The 15401-nt window shown below is 40.7% G+C and carries 16 protein-coding genes and 1 rRNA gene; 8 read left to right on the top strand and 9 right to left on the bottom strand.

Translation table 11 applies throughout. From position 1 onward, the window contains the following. Position 1: 1 nt before the first annotated feature. The 4 genes from PI95_RS24630 to PI95_RS24645 all read left to right on the top strand — a co-directional run bounded on the left by PI95_RS24630 (position 2) and on the right by PI95_RS24645 (position 8451). On the top strand, positions 2 to 3250 hold the full coding sequence (locus PI95_RS24630; RefSeq protein ID WP_039748816.1) for a tubulin-like doman-containing protein: 3249 nt from the start codon (positions 2 to 4) through the stop codon (positions 3248 to 3250). Between the two features lie 95 nt (positions 3251 to 3345). Then, positions 3346 to 4983: a MotA/TolQ/ExbB proton channel family protein gene (locus PI95_RS24635; RefSeq protein WP_039748817.1), complete on the top strand. Its 1638-nt coding sequence runs from the start codon at positions 3346 to 3348 to the stop codon at positions 4981 to 4983. A gap of 106 nt (positions 4984 to 5089) precedes the next feature. Then, positions 5090 to 5749, top strand: coding sequence for an OmpA family protein (locus PI95_RS24640; protein WP_039748818.1), 660 nt, complete (start codon positions 5090 to 5092; stop codon positions 5747 to 5749). Positions 5750 to 5889: 140 nt separating this feature from the next. Continuing rightward, the gene (locus PI95_RS24645; protein ID WP_039748819.1) at positions 5890 to 8451 is read left to right on the top strand and encodes a hypothetical protein; all 2562 of its coding nucleotides are present in this window, start codon (positions 5890 to 5892) and stop codon (positions 8449 to 8451) included. 109 nt (positions 8452 to 8560) lie between these two features. Here PI95_RS24645 and PI95_RS24650 read toward each other — a convergent pair whose 3' ends face one another. Beyond that, a complete protein-coding gene (locus tag PI95_RS24650) occupies positions 8561 to 8710 on the bottom strand; it encodes a plasmid mobilization protein (protein ID WP_063842396.1) in 150 nt (49 codons plus the stop codon). A 638-nt stretch (positions 8711 to 9348) separates the two neighbouring features. Here PI95_RS24650 and psaI point away from each other — a divergent pair. After that, positions 9349 to 9459 (top strand): photosystem I reaction center subunit VIII, encoded by a 111-nt coding sequence (gene psaI / locus PI95_RS24655; protein ID WP_163519163.1) that lies wholly within the window; start codon positions 9349 to 9351, stop codon positions 9457 to 9459. A 182-nt stretch (positions 9460 to 9641) separates the two neighbouring features. On the opposite strand, the gene PI95_RS24660 is transcribed toward psaI, so the two are convergent. The 6 genes from PI95_RS24660 to PI95_RS24685 all read right to left on the bottom strand — a co-directional run bounded on the left by PI95_RS24660 (position 9642) and on the right by PI95_RS24685 (position 11929). After that, on the bottom strand, positions 9642 to 9761 hold the full coding sequence (locus PI95_RS24660) for a photosystem II reaction center protein J (protein ID WP_089125458.1): 120 nt from the start codon (positions 9759 to 9761) through the stop codon (positions 9642 to 9644). A gap of 72 nt (positions 9762 to 9833) precedes the next feature. Then, complete coding sequence (psbL, locus tag PI95_RS24665) at positions 9834 to 9953, bottom strand: photosystem II reaction center protein PsbL (RefSeq protein ID WP_163519164.1); 120 nt, start codon at positions 9951 to 9953, stop codon at positions 9834 to 9836. Between the two features lie 9 nt (positions 9954 to 9962). Then, complete coding sequence (psbF, locus tag PI95_RS24670) at positions 9963 to 10100, bottom strand: cytochrome b559 subunit beta (RefSeq protein WP_039748821.1); 138 nt, start codon at positions 10098 to 10100, stop codon at positions 9963 to 9965. 6 nt (positions 10101 to 10106) lie between these two features. After that, positions 10107 to 10358 carry a cytochrome b559 subunit alpha gene (gene psbE / locus PI95_RS24675; protein WP_039748822.1) on the bottom strand — a complete coding sequence of 84 codons (252 nt, stop codon included), beginning with the start codon at positions 10356 to 10358 and terminating at the stop codon, positions 10107 to 10109. A gap of 115 nt (positions 10359 to 10473) precedes the next feature. Then, positions 10474 to 11499, bottom strand: coding sequence for a photosynthesis system II assembly factor Ycf48 (locus tag PI95_RS24680; protein WP_039748823.1), 1026 nt, complete (start codon positions 11497 to 11499; stop codon positions 10474 to 10476). Positions 11500 to 11593: 94 nt separating this feature from the next. Beyond that, positions 11594 to 11929 carry a rubredoxin gene (locus PI95_RS24685; protein WP_039748825.1) on the bottom strand — a complete coding sequence of 112 codons (336 nt, stop codon included), beginning with the start codon at positions 11927 to 11929 and terminating at the stop codon, positions 11594 to 11596. Positions 11930 to 12125: 196 nt separating this feature from the next. Between PI95_RS24685 and ndhC the strand changes: the two genes are divergently transcribed. From ndhC to PI95_RS24700, 3 genes are read left to right on the top strand one after another with little or no spacing between them, the layout of a single operon-like run. Next, positions 12126 to 12488, top strand: a complete 363-nt coding sequence (gene ndhC, locus PI95_RS24690) for a photosynthetic/respiratory NAD(P)H-quinone oxidoreductase subunit C (RefSeq protein ID WP_026093494.1) — start codon at positions 12126 to 12128, stop codon at positions 12486 to 12488. Continuing rightward, complete coding sequence (ndhK, locus tag PI95_RS24695) at positions 12479 to 13213, top strand: photosynthetic/respiratory NAD(P)H-quinone oxidoreductase subunit K (protein ID WP_039748830.1); 735 nt, start codon at positions 12479 to 12481, stop codon at positions 13211 to 13213. Before ndhC ends, ndhK begins: the two co-directional genes overlap by 10 nt. Beyond that, the gene (locus PI95_RS24700) at positions 13206 to 13733 is read left to right on the top strand and encodes an NAD(P)H-quinone oxidoreductase subunit J (RefSeq protein ID WP_039748832.1); all 528 of its coding nucleotides are present in this window, start codon (positions 13206 to 13208) and stop codon (positions 13731 to 13733) included. Before ndhK ends, PI95_RS24700 begins: the two co-directional genes overlap by 8 nt. 776 nt (positions 13734 to 14509) lie before the next feature. Here the strand turns inward: PI95_RS24700 and PI95_RS24705 are convergent. Together PI95_RS24705 and rrf are read right to left on the bottom strand one after the other, a co-directional pair. Then, a complete protein-coding gene (locus tag PI95_RS24705; RefSeq protein ID WP_039748834.1) occupies positions 14510 to 15163 on the bottom strand; it encodes a Uma2 family endonuclease in 654 nt (217 codons plus the stop codon). A gap of 89 nt (positions 15164 to 15252) precedes the next feature. Further along, positions 15253 to 15370, bottom strand: a 5S ribosomal RNA gene (gene rrf / locus PI95_RS24710). Positions 15371 to 15401 lie beyond the last annotated feature (31 nt).

Below are 15401 nucleotides of genomic sequence, written 5' to 3' on the forward strand. Positions count from 1 at the left end.
CATGATTAACAGCACTGCAAATGAACTTCAATATCGCGGAATAAATCGCACAATTTGTGTAGGATTAGGCGGTACTGGACGCGATGTTTTGATGCGAATTCGGCGGTTAATTGTAGACCGCTATGGCGATTTAAACAACTTACCAATTGTTAGTTTTGTCCATATCGATACCGATAAAGCCGCAACCCAAGTAACTGGTATTCGTACAGGAAGTACTTATCATGGAATTGACCTCAGCTTTCGGGAAGCGGAAAAAGTCAGTGCTACCATGTCCTCTGCTGAAGTTACTATGTTTGTGGAAGGATTGGAGCGGCGTTCAGAATACACTGGCTATGGACCTTATGACCATATTGGTAGATGGTTTCCCCCTCAATTACTACGAAATATTAAAGCAGTAGAAGAAGGTGCAAAAGGTATTAGACCCGTTGGAAGACTGGCTTTTTTCCACAATTACCAAAAGATTAAAACAGCAATTGAAACAGCAGAAAAACGTACAAGAGGACATGATTCTTTATTGCTAAGAGAAGGTTTAAGAGTGGAATCGGGACTCAATATTTTTGTCGTGGGTTCTCTTTGCGGCGGTACAGGAAGCGGAATGTTTTTAGACGTTGCTTATAGTCTTAGGCATCTTTATGGCGATCAAAGCGCTCAAATTGTTGGCTATTTAGTGATTAGTCCAGAATTGTATGGTAACACTCCTAATATGAGTGCCAATACTTATGCTGCTCTCAAAGAATTAAATTATTACAGCACTTCCGGCACAAAGTTTGAGGCTTGTTATGATATTCAAAATTTGGTGTATGTGCAGCAGCCTCGACCCCCTTTTGACTACAGTTATTTAGTTTCAAGTCAAACAGGTGGCGAGTATCAAATTTTAGCACAAGGTAAGTTGTGCAACGTCATTGCTCATAAGATTGCTTTAGACTTTTCTGGTGAATTAGCACCAGTAGTTAAAGGCAACAGAGACAACTTTCTGCAACACATGATTCAGTGCGATAAACACCCACGTCAGAATGTCCAGCGTTTTTTAACATTTGGACTGGCGGCTATTTATTTCCCTCGCGATACCATTGTTCAAATCGCCTTAAATCGTGTCAGTTTAGAACTAGTAAAATTCTGGTTAAATGGCGAAGGTCAAAGTCCAGACCCCTCAAGTCTACTTGAACAATTTCTAATTCAATATCGTTGGCATAGCGACCAAGCGAAAAAGGATGGTATAACTACCCGACTAACTGAATCTGTCCAAGAATCTAATAAAAATTTTAGTAATATAATCAACGCTTGGAGAAATAAATTAGAACGGTCAATCTCTGATTGCCAAAATAAAGATGACCGGAATGGTATAAGACAACAGTTGTCAAGAGAGTTTCGCGAACAATTTAGGAAAATTCAACCGGGTGAGACTGAAAGTAGCAGGGGAATTTGGCTAACAAAAGTGCAACAAATTCGTCCTACCATCAGCAAAGAGCTGAAAACAAATATTGACGAGTTTATCAATCAATTACTTACTCCCATAGAGCCTAATTTCTCGATTAAAAGCACCCGTAACTGGCTAGATGCTTTACAACATGAATTGCATAACTATCAACGCAATATCCAGGAAGAAATCACCAATTTGGGCAGTATGAAACGCTTGGAAGATATAGATAAAAAATGGCGTGATGCTGAACAAATAATTGAAGAAATTGAGCAGAAAGCTGGTATTCCCTTACTCAACAATAAAAATAGCCAAGTACAAGTTGAAGCTAAAAGGGTGCTACGGGAAGTCTATGACCTGATTAAGCATAACTTTGAGTTGGAAGTCTTTCAGTCAGCGCTACGAATTGTCAGTGAGTTGCAAAGACATGTTCAAGAAAGAGCAACTCAAGTAGCTGCTTTTAATGCAAGCGTAGAAAATTTGCAAAGTGTTTATGAGAAACAAGAGCGGAATTTGAGACAACTGAATTTTGATGAAATGAGCGGTGAAGCAATATTTGATAGTGAAGATATTGATAGCTGTTACCAAAATATGTTACCAGAAGATGATGTTCGCCACCAGTTAGTGTTTGTCAGTTCAGCAATTACAGAACCAACGGGACGGGGACAATCTTTAGCAAGTTTTATAGACCGCGATCGCACGACTCCATACCAACTGCAAAAAGAAGTCGATCTCAAAGTTGACAGCTTATTCACTTCTCGCGGTATCAATATAGTTAATGTGATTAAGCGCTTCATGCAAAACTACTCACTTGCAGCGCGTTCAACTCGCTTGGCACAAATTATGCAAGAAGCTGAACCCCTGCTGCGTCTTAATTTGACTGACCCTTACTTCCACGATGACCTTGCTAAAAGTAGTAAATTAGTGGGATTTAAGGATACAGATGAGTTAGAAGTAAAACAGTTTAAAACTTTGCTGGGACAGGATTTGGGAATTGCTACAAGTGTACTCAAACCGACTCAAGCTGACGACGAAATTTTAATTGTGAATGAGTACGCTGGTTTTCCTCTAAGATTAATCGGCAATCTAGAAAAAATGAGAAACCCCTACATCCGTGAACAGAGTTCTGCGACATCTTTTCTACATAATGACTATCGCGCAACATTTCCTGATATCATCCCTCCTGATGCGAGAAGAATCGAGGAATTAGAGGATATTTTCTATCCTTGCCTAGCGTTTGGGTTATTAGAAAAAAACCAGGAAAACCATGAATTAGAATTTCAATATTATGATGAATCTCGCTATAGTTATAATACTGCGTCTCTGAATCCTGAGTGGAGTCAAGCTTTGGAGGAACTTGCTAACCGCAAGAATATGAGTGAAGCTTTGCAGAAACGTTTGAATGATGAAATTGCTCAAATAGAAACACAACCTGAACTTTGGGACAATGAATATTTGCCTAAACTGCGGCAGTTTGTCAACGAAGTTGATAAATTACCAGAAGATAGTCCTAATTACCCTTATAAAGTTAAAGTATTAGGAACTTATGCAAACAATGATCCCACAGCTAAAGAGGGAATTATTAATCGTTTCCGTAGAAAGCTAGAGCAGCGATTTAAAATACAACCGCAAATTGCTCCACCAACAAATAAATTAAATCAGAAAGCTATTTCTGGGGAGATAGTTGTTGATTACCCTGTATATTATAGCGATAATATGACAAAACGGCGTTTAGAAATCAAGCATTTAAAACAAGATTTGGATGATGGTATTCTCAGTCAAGAAGAGTACGATCGCAAGCGTCAAGAAATTTTCAATAAATACCCAGTGTAATCTAGCTAGTTTGTAGTTGTGATGCGCCTGCATCGCAATTACAAAACACAACCTACTAGTTTTTAATCTACTCCCAAAATATTAAGAGTGTTTTCATGCCATTCATACCACCTTACTTAATTTTTTTCACTATTGTACTCGTAATTTTGCCATCTATAGCTGCTTTTGTTTCACGCTGGACTCTTTATCAACATTTAGTTGGAGAAGCTGACAAAGTTAAAATGCTGATTGGTGGAAACAAAAGCGTAACAGAACCTCAGACTGTCAAAAATCTCAAAAGCAGATTTAAACAAGCTAGTATTCAATTAGATAATGTTAATACGGCAGCTTTAATTGACCAAGTTTATAGCCAAGAAAAGATTAAAGTGCATTTCTTAGTTTTTACTCAAGAAGTTAGTTGTGACCAAATCGATTATTTCTGCCGCATTCTACCTAATTTATTGCTAGCTTTTGGCTTATTCGGTACTTTTTGGGGTATTACAAATAGTTTGTCAGAAATCAATCAAACAATCAATCAAACGACTACTAATAATCTAACTACTTTAGTGACTGAACTAAAGAAACCATTACAAGGCATGAACATTGCCTTTTATACTAGTTTAATAGGACTATTGTTTAGTGTTGTCTTGACGGTATTTAACTCGTTTAAAAATACTAGCCAAGCCAAGTATCGACTTATTAGTTCTTTAGAAGATTACTTAGACAATATTTATCAACCAACAATAGATGGTCATACTCGTCTTGATAAAGCTGTTGACAGAATGGCTAATCTGCAAAATGAATTTTTAACTAACTTTGGTAAGAATGTTCGGGATGTCGTTGAGCAATCTTTAGGAAAAGTAGCCAGAGAAATTGCTGAAGAAAATAAAAAAGCCAATCAATTAGCAAAACAAGTTTATGAGGGTTTTACAATATCTTCTGGAACTATATCTGCTGCTGCTACTGAATTTAAGATTGCTGGTGAAGAACTGAAGGCAAAATCTGAGATATTTAAACAAGCTGCTGAAATATTTGAAAAAAGCCAGTTTCCTCAGAGATTATCAGATGCTACAGCAGATTTAGCTAACACACAAGAGAAATTTTCTCAGTCTGCTGCAAGTTTGGCTGAGACTGTAATATCTATTGCAACAGCAGTCAGTGAAGTTCAGCGTTTAGGAGAAGAAATAAGAAGTGTTAATCAAACTTCAGTGAAAGTATTAGAGTTGCATCAAACTAACCAAAACTCTCTTAGCGAGATTATTCCTCAACTTAAGCAAGGTGCTACTAATTTAGGAAGGGTGACTAAAAAAATTGATAATTTAGAGGAAAAAATTGCGAATAAAGCTGATAGTTTCAATGGGGTAGAAGTTACTCTAACAGAGTTGGTAGGTATGGTCAGAAGCTATACGGAAGGGGTAAATTTGGGAATTGAATCTTTAGGCGATCGCTTTATTTTAAACTTATCTGAGCAACTCGACACTAACAACCAACAATTTCATACTATTGTCTCGAATCTAGAAGGTTATGCAAATCAGTTAAACGTCCAAATTGACAGTTTGATGGAGTTACTCAAAGACAATAATGCTAAAGCAACTTCAGAAAACAAAAAGGTAAGCGATCGCTTGCTTGGAGGAATTCAAGAAGCAACTGAATATAATATCAAATTTTCTCAAAATTTAGGAACAAAAATTCAAGAATGTATTCAACAACTTAGCAACATTAAGGAAGAACTTTCTCAAATTAAAAAAGCATAAATTAATCTAAATTCAAAAATAGTCAGGTAGATAATTTTTCCGACTTATTGGAAAGATTTAAATTTTCTCTTAAATATATTAGATAAAATAACCTAAATTTTCAATTATGCCTCGTCGCTCGCGCAATACTCATTACAATGAAGACCTGAATATTTGGTCTGCTTTCACAGACTTAATGTCCAATGCCTTCATGATACTTCTTTTCTTACTGTTAATAGCTAGCGCCAAGTATACAATATCGCAAATATCTAAGAATAAAAATACAGGCACACCGCCAATTTTGTTGATAAAAGATGAAAATTACCGATTTGACCCTGGCAGCGCGGAAATACCAAGGGCAATGTCTGATTATATCAGAAATAAAATCGTACCTGATATTGAAAAAAATACAAAAAATTTTCAAATAAATACGGTTGAAATAATCGGTCATACTGATGAAGAATCTATTGGTAGTACCGCAAGCAATTTAGACCAGAATTTAGAAAAAGTAGCTAGTGGTGAAATTACAGTCGGCAATCTGAAAGCAGGCTCTAACGCCGACTTAGGATTGATGCGTTCCCTCGCAGTTGTCAGAGTGTTGCTTGACATCCAAAAACAACAGGGTAGGATGCAAGGAATTAATCTTCGTGCCTATTCAGCTGCACAGTTAATACTACCAAATGGGGGGTTTGCCCCTATACCAAAAAACCAGCGTCAGGGAGATGCCACACGACGACGCATTGAAATTCGCTTTACCCGCTTGGGTGAAGTCACAGAAGTAAAGTAAAAAGTACACGGGAGTTGCAACTTGGGTTAATTGTTCTTTTGTATCAACAGGTGATGAAATTACAAATTACTGAGCTACACTGGCTAGCAAAGTAATGCAAAATATTACTGTGCTTCCCTTCGGTTTCGGCATCACCCACAATGGAACACTGGCAATTTCTAATACAGAAACAGGGCGATCGCTCTTGGCATACCTTGGAATCGCCAAATTTAGAAATACTCTCAGGTCGGTATCGAGTTTTGGCTCGCTCTAACCGTCCTAATATAGATGTAGAAGTGCGCGTAATTCACTCTTCCACTCAAGAAGTTCCTCTCCTGCGACGAGTTCAAAAGCGATCGCGTCGCACTAACAATGAAGGCTTAATGGCAGTTATCCCCTTCACCCACTTGAAACCGGGAGTTTGGGAGTTACGATGCTCTGGCGATTTGATGTCTGATATGCTCGGTAAATCCTGGCAACATACTATCAAAATACAAGTTCTGCCCGAATCAACAGTTTTATCGGATGTCAGGATGGACGACTCTGACCATCATCATCAGAGCGATGACGATCGCGAAGATACTTTTTCTCATCGCAACAGCTTATCAACAGCCGCAGCCCAAACTTATAGTACCATACATAACACTATCACCGTTAAGGCATCAGTAATTACTAGAGAAAGTAACGCTGCGACTACTGAGCCTTTGCCAACTATAAAAGAAGAAGATGCACCTATTACCCCAGTATGGGTTAAAGGTGAAACGGCAGAGCAAATTTTACAAAATTTATTAGAGTTAGCTTTACCCGCTTCTGAATCTTTGCTTCATGATGAAGCGATTGAACAAACTCCAGAAGAGCAAGCACCGCCACCACTACTGCTAACCTTAGAGCAGGAAACTTATGTTGCTCGTTGGGGGGAAACTCTCTGTGTCAATGGGCGCGTAGAATTAAAACAAGAGCTGCTGAGTGACACATCAGATTTAGAAAGCGTCTGTGCGGCAGAAGTGCGAATTGAAATGCGATCGCCCCAAAAATCGGAAATCTTAACTCAAGTCAGGCAACCAATACCTGAAAAGATTTTACCGTGTACTATTAGCAGTCAGATTGAAATTCCCGCTGATTGCGAATCTAAGCTGATTTTAGCAGACATGAGTTTCTATGGCGCACTCGCTGGAATTGGTGAGGTAACACTGTTAGCCAGTCAGTCTTTCACAATTACAGCAGATGTGACAGAATTACTGGCAATTACCACTGCTGTCAAACATAGTACACCAGAACTAGATTACCAGCTAGCGCCGCCTACTATTTCTAAAGAACCATTACCATCAACCCTTGATTTACAACTGTTTAATCTGGTAAAAAGCGTAAGATATGATCGGAATTTGGTTTTTCAGACATCGCCGAAAAAAGCTTTACCACCGCGAATTGATCCGCGAACGTTAAGGAAATCAGCAGCAGTGCGTAAAAGCTCTGCTTCTTGTCAAAAGACATCGCCACAATTGCCAACGTTTTCTCACGGGCAAACTAAAATGATAGCCGCGTCAAAATCGCAGCATTTAGAGAACACAGATACTATAACTGAGCCTCAAGTACCAATAATTGAGGAACAAACAAGACTTTCTCTGAGTGCAGGCTCGACTTTTAGATATTTGACACCGCTTAAACCTTTACCTACTGACTTTGAAGCAGTTCAAAGCAACGTGCAAGATGCTTTGGATTATCAAACTCATGAGGAATCCCCGCAGCTTAATACTACTGTAGCTGAGTCAGAAAATGCAATTGACTTAGAAGGCTCTCCAGATGCACCGGAATTAGTCGAACTGGATGCGCGATCGCCGGATAATTCTTTTGCAGAAGTAGTTCTTCCGCAAACTTCTCAATTAATCACACCAGACAACCCCTATTCATCTCCTTTAATCAGAAAGTGGATGCAGACTCAAGGCTACTCGTTGCCTGAACCGATCGATGTGCAGCCTCAGAACTACTATAGTTATACTCCAGCTAACCAGACTATTTCTGAACAACATCCGGTTTCTTTGGACGAACAAACTTTGACTGCTGATGTTAATTCGCCGTTAGTATCTGATATGGAGACACAACAAGGCGATATTGTGGAAGAAGATACGGACACGCTACCTGAGGAAAAAGTATCAGAAGTTTCCTTATCACCGCAAGTACCACAATTACCACCTGCTTCTCATCTGCAAATACAGCCGACTTGGTTAGCACAAGAGATTGTTGTAGATGATACAGCAGATGAATATGAAGCCGATACTACGCAAAGTGGTTTGTTGAAGCAAAAGCATGAAGCTGTTACAAATTTATCGGTTTCTCTAGCTATAGCAGCGGCAAATTGGAATCCGTTGCCAATTCCGCAACTGCATGTACCAGAAGGTGAACTTATCGCTGGTAAGTCTGTCAGGGTGCGCGTGCATCTGCCTTACGTGCGGGAGCAAATGGCTGTAAAGTTATGGGTTAAGGATTGTCAAACTCGGTGGTTGCTAGACGGTCCGCATTTGCTGAAGAATTTGCTACCTAATTCTTTGGGAGATTTGGAGGTGATGACTCAGTTAAGTATTCCCTTTGGCTGTTTGGAAATTCGCTTAGAAGCGATCGCTATAGATATGGCAACTCAACAGGAGAGTCATAAAGTTACAATCACAAGGACTGTGATTCCTCCAGATTTGCCAACTTTGCAGCTAGATGAACTGCTGGGAATATAAGCTTGCGGGGAGTTAAGGGGAAAATTTTTATCCCTACCCCCTTATATAGAAGGTAGGTTGAAAACCTTTCCGCTTTAGCCAAGGGATGAAAGCCACTTTAAAGCAGGGTTTACCCTGCGGTGATATCTGGTTTTGGAAGTTTTGAGATGTATTTTCTAACAACATCCGACATTGAAACACCTTGCTTTTGCGCTTCTTGTCTTAGTTGCTCAAATTCATAATCAGAAACCCTGATTTTTAACATTTTTTCTCTGGACATATACCCACGTTTGTACCTACAATAAGAGTATAGAGTACAGGCTGAAAAACCGCTAGCACGCGACAATGAAAACTCTGGGGCGACCCCAAGCGACTGGCTAGTAAAGTAGTAATGCTCGGAGGGTAGGGAAAGTCCTCTTTAAAAACCCAGTCGCTACCTAACACGTTGCGCGTGAACCTAGAAAAGAAACAACTTAAAAGACAACGTACCGTGGGGCACACGGGAACGTGGGGAAAGGTAGAAAACGGCTTTTTAAGGCACTACCAAAAAGTACTCGAAAGCTTGGGAGCCACTGCGTTGGGCGGGTTTCCCGACTTGAAGCATGTGGCGTGGACAGATGCCCTCTAGGTCTTTCGTAAACTGGCTCGATACTTGATCACTCTACGCGACGGGTATTTGGTTTAGATACTGCCTGCACAAGTCGGCGACGAACTGTAGGATACGAAGGTTTACGGCTTGCTGGATGAACCAAGAATCCCCTGGCTTTTTGCGGGAATGAGCACTCGCGTTATTCAAGCAGCCAGGGGAGTGTCAAAAAATCTCAATTTGTTAAAAATATGATAGATTTTCAAAAATGAGGCACAATTTGCAGTAAGCTCCAGAATGAATTGCAGTGAGATTTAACAGGAATCTTTACTATGTCAGCTTCATTTTTGCCTTCTATCTTGGTTCCTCTGACTGGTTTAATTTTTCCAGCAGTGACATTTGCGTTCATGCTTATATACATTGAACGTGACGATGTAGGCTAAGTTTGATAAATCCCCAATCCCAAAAACCGATGATTAATTTTTCATCGATTTTTTGCAGATTTATCAGGCTACTCAAAATTAAAATACCGCCTATCTTTAAAAGACAGGCGGTTTTTTTATGCTGATTTCTCAACAATTGCGCTTAAAATTCACACAGCAGCGGTATTCAGTTCCAGCCACAATTATATGGAAGAACCGATTCCGGCGTAAGCCCCGTAAAAGAAAATGCCTACAACAGTAATTACACCTAACCCTGCGATTGTAGCGACAACCCACAGGGGAATTCTTCCACTTCCAGACACAGCTTTTCTCCTCCCTTAATAAAAAAATCAGTGCTTGTTAAATAAACAAGGATTAATACCAGTGGTTCTTTGTTAGTTAAAGAAGTAACTGGAAAATAGAATCCCCAGAACAAAAATCAGTAGTAGTCCCAGGTAAAGCGAAGTCCGGTTTAGTTCGACCGGCTGTTTATTAGGATTTGGCGATCTTTCCATGAGTTCCTCCTAGCGTTGAATAAACTGCATTGAAGCGATCGCACCCAAAAAGAACACGGTAGGTACAGCTAGGGTGTGAACTGCAAGCCATCTAACCGTAAAAATGGGGTAAGTAATTGGTTGATTAACGTTATTGCCGGTGGTCATGTCAAACTATTTTCCTGTATATTGCTCAATTTGCTTTTTAGCTTCAAAGCGATCGTTGACAATTGGCGGTGCTACCTGCTCCGCTCTTGGGTAATACTCGTTGGGGCGAGGTGTGCCAAATACATCATAAGCCAGTCCGGTGCTGACAAATAACCAACCTGCAATAAATAATGCGGGGATGGTGATGCTGTGAATTACCCAGTAACGAACGCTGGTAATAATGTCCGAAAACGGACGTTCTCCAGTGGTACCTGACATGCGTGATTCCTACCTTAGTGAAGATTGTTCTTGAGAATATTATCCTACAAAGTTTAGAAAGAGTTACAACTTGCAACTGACTTCTCATAAATTGCGGAGAAATACCCAGCTGAGATTAAGACTTTGCGTCTGACTTCAAAGAGTAAGCAACACTTGGTTGATATTTTAGTAAAATACCGCGATCGCCAATAATAAATCCGTGTTCCGGAGAAAAGAACACAATCTTATACAAATTCGCCGGAACTCCTTCCACGTCACGGTCTTTTTCCCAGGTTTTGCCACCATCAGCACTCCGCAGCAAGTTACCACTACCACCACCTAGCCAAATTTCTTCGGGTGTGCGATATGCCATATCTAGTAAGCCCCAGCTTGTAGAGACTTCTGGATATTGAGCTTCTAGCCATTCTTCAGGTTTTTCTGGGTCATTAAATTGGACTTGACCCCCTCGTGCTAGCATCCATAATTGCCCATTATCGGTAAACCCCATATTTTCAACTCGTCTAGAACTATTGCGGTTATGAGGAACCCAAGCAGTTTGTCCCGGTTCCCAAGTTGAGTAGAAGTTACCTTTGGCAGAAACGCCAACATATTTACCATCAGGCGATCGCTTGATGTTACGCAGCACACCGACTGCTTGTTCTACCTGTGCTTTCCAGTTTTTACCGCCGTCTGTAGTCTTATATATTGCTCCTACATTTGTAACCATCTCGGCTGAGTTTTTTCCCAATGCCAAAATGCTAATTGGACCACCGGGTAGCTTTTCGCTTATGGGAATGCGCGACCACGAAGCACCTTCATCAGTGGTGTGCAATACCAGACCTGGCTCTCCGACTATCCACCCTTCTTTAAGCGAAAAACTGACTGAGTTAAACCGATACTTCGGATCGTCAAGTTGCAGTGTTAAAGGTTTCCAAGTTTCACCACCGTCTTTTGTTTCCAACAAAGTAGCGCTGCTACCGACTAAATAGCCATGCTGAAGGTTATCAGTAAAGGCAATATCCAGCAGTTTCGCCTGTGTTGGCACAGTAATGATTTCCCAAGGATTGTAGCTGGTAGAGGGAACTTTGCTACAACCTATACACATGAGGACGACTACCAACAAGGCAACTATTCTTTGCCAACTTCTCACAATTGAATGCATCTGTATTTTTTAGTTTCTTCTAAATTTGTCTAGGGGTTTTTTCAAAGGTTACTTTAAGTAATCGGTTTTTACGTAGGTAAGGCAAACGCCCAACCTACTGTAAACCGTAGAGACTTAAAAAAAACAAGAAGGCAAGAGCCAATGCACCGAAAATCAGGATATTCTTTTGGGTCGGTGTCAGCTGGTTGACACCCAATCCATAACCGAGATTTTCCTTGAAGCCGGATGCTGTGCCTTGGGGACCGACGTTGGCGAAAGCGTTCTTTTTCGCAGCACAAACTGGGCAGCGCCAGGTTATGGGCAATTCGGCGAAAGGTGTTCCTGGGGGTATGTCATTGCTGTCATCTCCCTTTTCAGGTTGATAGATGTAACCGCAAGCACGACACTCGTAGCGGTCTAACTCTTGAGTCTCAACAGCTTGTTCACTCATGGCGGCTAAGGGGCAAATATTAAATATACGTTAAAAATTATGACATAACTGTTAGACTTTTCTATCACAATCAAAAACGAATCAAATACCTCAAGCCTGTCTGTTTCGCAGCATTCAGCATCCATCAAAAAGATATAATAATGTAAAAGAAGGTAACAGAGTTATTTACACCAATAGCGGTAGGTAGATATTTATTGTGTTTGTCCTCAGCGGTTACGAATACCTTCTAGGCTTCTTATTAGTCTGTAGCCTAGTGCCTGCCCTGGCGCTTTCAGCGTCGAAGCTTCTCAGACCCAGTGGTCGCAACCCGGAACGGCGCACCACTTATGAATCCGGCATGGAACCCATCGGTGGAGCTTGGATTCAGTTCAATATTCGCTACTACATGTTTGCGCTGGTCTTCGTGGTCTTTGATGTGGAGACTGTGTTTCTCTATCCTTGGGCGGTCGCTTTCCACCGTTTGGGGTTATTGGCATTTATTGAAGCACTGATTTTTATTGCGATTCTTGTAGTTGCCCTAGTTTATGCATGGCGTAAAGGAGCTTTGGAATGGTCTTGAATACTAATTCAACTACCGAAGATAAAGAGCGAATTATCAACCCGATTGAGCGGACTACAGTTACTCAAGACCTTTCAGAAAACGTAATTCTGACTACGGTTGATGATTTATACAACTGGGCGCGGCTTTCGAGTTTGTGGCCCTTGTTGTTTGGTACGGCTTGCTGCTTTATTGAGTTTGCAGCTTTGATTGGCTCCCGGTTTGACTTTGACCGTTTCGGACTAATTCCTCGTTCTAGCCCCCGGCAAGCTGATTTAATTATTACGGCAGGGACGATCACGATGAAGATGGCACCTCAGTTGGTGCGTCTTTACGAACAAATGCCGGAACCCAAGTATGTTATCGCTATGGGAGCTTGTACGATTACTGGTGGGATGTTTAGCGTGGATTCTACCACAGCAGTGCGTGGAGTTGATAAGCTGATTCCCGTGGACGTGTATTTACCCGGTTGTCCACCGCGTCCAGAAGCAATTATTGACGCGATCATCAAGCTGCGGAAAAAGATAGCTAATGATTCGATGCAAGAGCGGAGTTTGATTAAGCAAACTCACCGTTATTACAGCACGACTCACAACATGAAGCAAGCCGAGCAAATTCTCACTGGCAAATATATGCAGTCAGAAACTCGCTTCACTCCGCCCAAGGAATTGACGGAAGCTATAGGTATGCCGATACCACCTGCGCTGCTAACACAGGGGCAAAAGGAGGAAGCTAGCCGTGGCTGATGAAGAATCCAAACCAGTACCAGTAGAAAAAGAGTCTTTGGTACAAGCGGGTAAAGTTTCCCAATGGTTAACAGAAAATGGCTTTGCTCATGAGTTTTTGGCACCCGACCATAATGGGGTAGAAATTATTAAGGTTGAGCCAGATTTTTTGTTGCCAATTTCTACTGCACTGTATGCCTACGGGTTTAATTATCTTCAGTGTCAATGTGGTATTGATACTGGACCTGGACAGGAGTTGGTCAGTATGTATCACTTGATTAAAGTCGGTGATAATAGCGATCGCCCTGAAGAAGTGCGAGTAAAGGTGTTCCTACCACGGGAAAATCCCAGAGTGCCTTCGGTCTACTGGATTTGGAAGACCGCAGACTGGCAAGAGCGTGAATCTTACGATTTATTCGGTATTATCTATGAAGGACATCCGAATCTCAAACGGCTGTTGATGCCAGAAGATTGGGTAGGTTTTCCTTTGCGTAAAGATTACATCTCGCCTGATTTCTACGAGATGCAAGACGCCTACTAGAGTGAATAGCACCTCACACTCTTACCCCCTTCTTTAATTGCAAAGAGGGGGGTGATTTTTCGTTTCCAACTTTTCTCTGCACGATAAAAAGTAGGACTTATACCAATTCTATAAAATCCGGATTATACTGAATTATTGTCATTATGGGAATAATACTTTTTATAATACCAGCAATGTATCTAGGATTTTCCTTAATATTTTACCTGCAAACAATCATCATTGAAAAATCTTCTGTTGTACAATCTCTTTAACGAAGTTGGCAGATTGTTAAAGGGTATAGAGGAATGATTTTTTTGAAGTTACTGATGCTGGGTGGTGCAACAAATCAGATAAATAGGATGACTTGGAGTGATGATGTCTCATATCATTCTTTGGACAGCTATTAAACTTATTTATATTCCCATGTTTTATGGCATATAATAGCACTATTTATAAAAGAATTGTGGATTAAAATACAAGAGGAGATAACTAAGCAGTTACAGATAATAGAAAATGTTTATAATTACAAAAAAGGCAGTCCGGCTTGAGGTAGGAGGCAGAAGGTTAAAAGTATTAATTAAAACTTTAGTTCTGGGTATAAAGCCCAGTATAAAAACCAGAATTATACCAAGACGCGCAGCGCGAGGTATAAAGCGTCCACAGCCTAAGTCCCACTCTTTTAAGGGTGGGTTCCTCAAGCCGGACTGCCTTCGACCTCAAGCCGGACTGAATTCGTTATGTTGTTGATTAAATTGCACTTAACTTAACCAACTTACAATATCACTAATAATTTTGAGTCAATAACTACCTTCTTTCAAAAACCTTTCAAACTCTCGCACTGCAACACTAGAACCAATCTGCCATCCTCGTTCAACGTACTGCGATATCAGTTTTTTCACATCAAAATCAGGAAAATTATAACTCGTTTGACTTTCCTGATACTGTTGCCCCTCGAACAGATAGATAAGTAAATTATTCCTCAGATAAATCCAAAGTTCAGTAGGGGCGATCGCTTGATAGTCCTCTGCTTTCGTAGTATAAGTTAAATCAACCTCAATTGCTAAATCGGGAGGAGGGTCAACTTCAAAGTCAATGCGCTCCTTTCCTAAGATGCGCTCTCGATTTTGAATATAAAAACAGTAATCGGGTTCTACTCCTTGTTGATTTGCTCGTTTGAGAGTAATAGGTGTAAAAGCCTCCCAGTCCTTACCTTGATGTCGCAACATTGCCTTCACCAAGTCTGCTAGTATATCAGTATTTTTGCCATGCCCCGGCAAAGGTGACATAATTCTAATTTCTTGAGTAGCGCTGCTATATCGAATCTTTAGTCCCGCTTTATCCAGCCGACGGGTGAGCAAATCTTCATAATCATGCCAAGTCCTAAATCGCAGGATTAACTCATCTCCCTGAGCAAGTTCAATCGTATCTTGGGTGATGGTGGGTAATGTCATGAAAGTAATCCACCGCATGTTTAAATAATCATAGCAAAAACAAAAGCCTCCTCTAATTATTTAGAGAAGGCAAATTGTTTAATTATAAATCCTGGCATCGAGCTATTTTGGCGTAGGGCTACCCCTAGACTATCGTCGCCACTGCTGTGTTTCACCTCTGAGTTCGGGATGGGTTCAGTGTGGTTCCACCGCGCAATTAACACCAGGAAAAGTTTTTGGGAGGGTCAGGTTGAAAGGG

The sequence above is a fragment of the Hassallia byssoidea VB512170 genome (assembly GCF_000817785.2).
GTDB lineage: Bacteria > Cyanobacteriota > Cyanobacteriia > Cyanobacteriales > Nostocaceae > Hassallia > Hassallia carrinoi.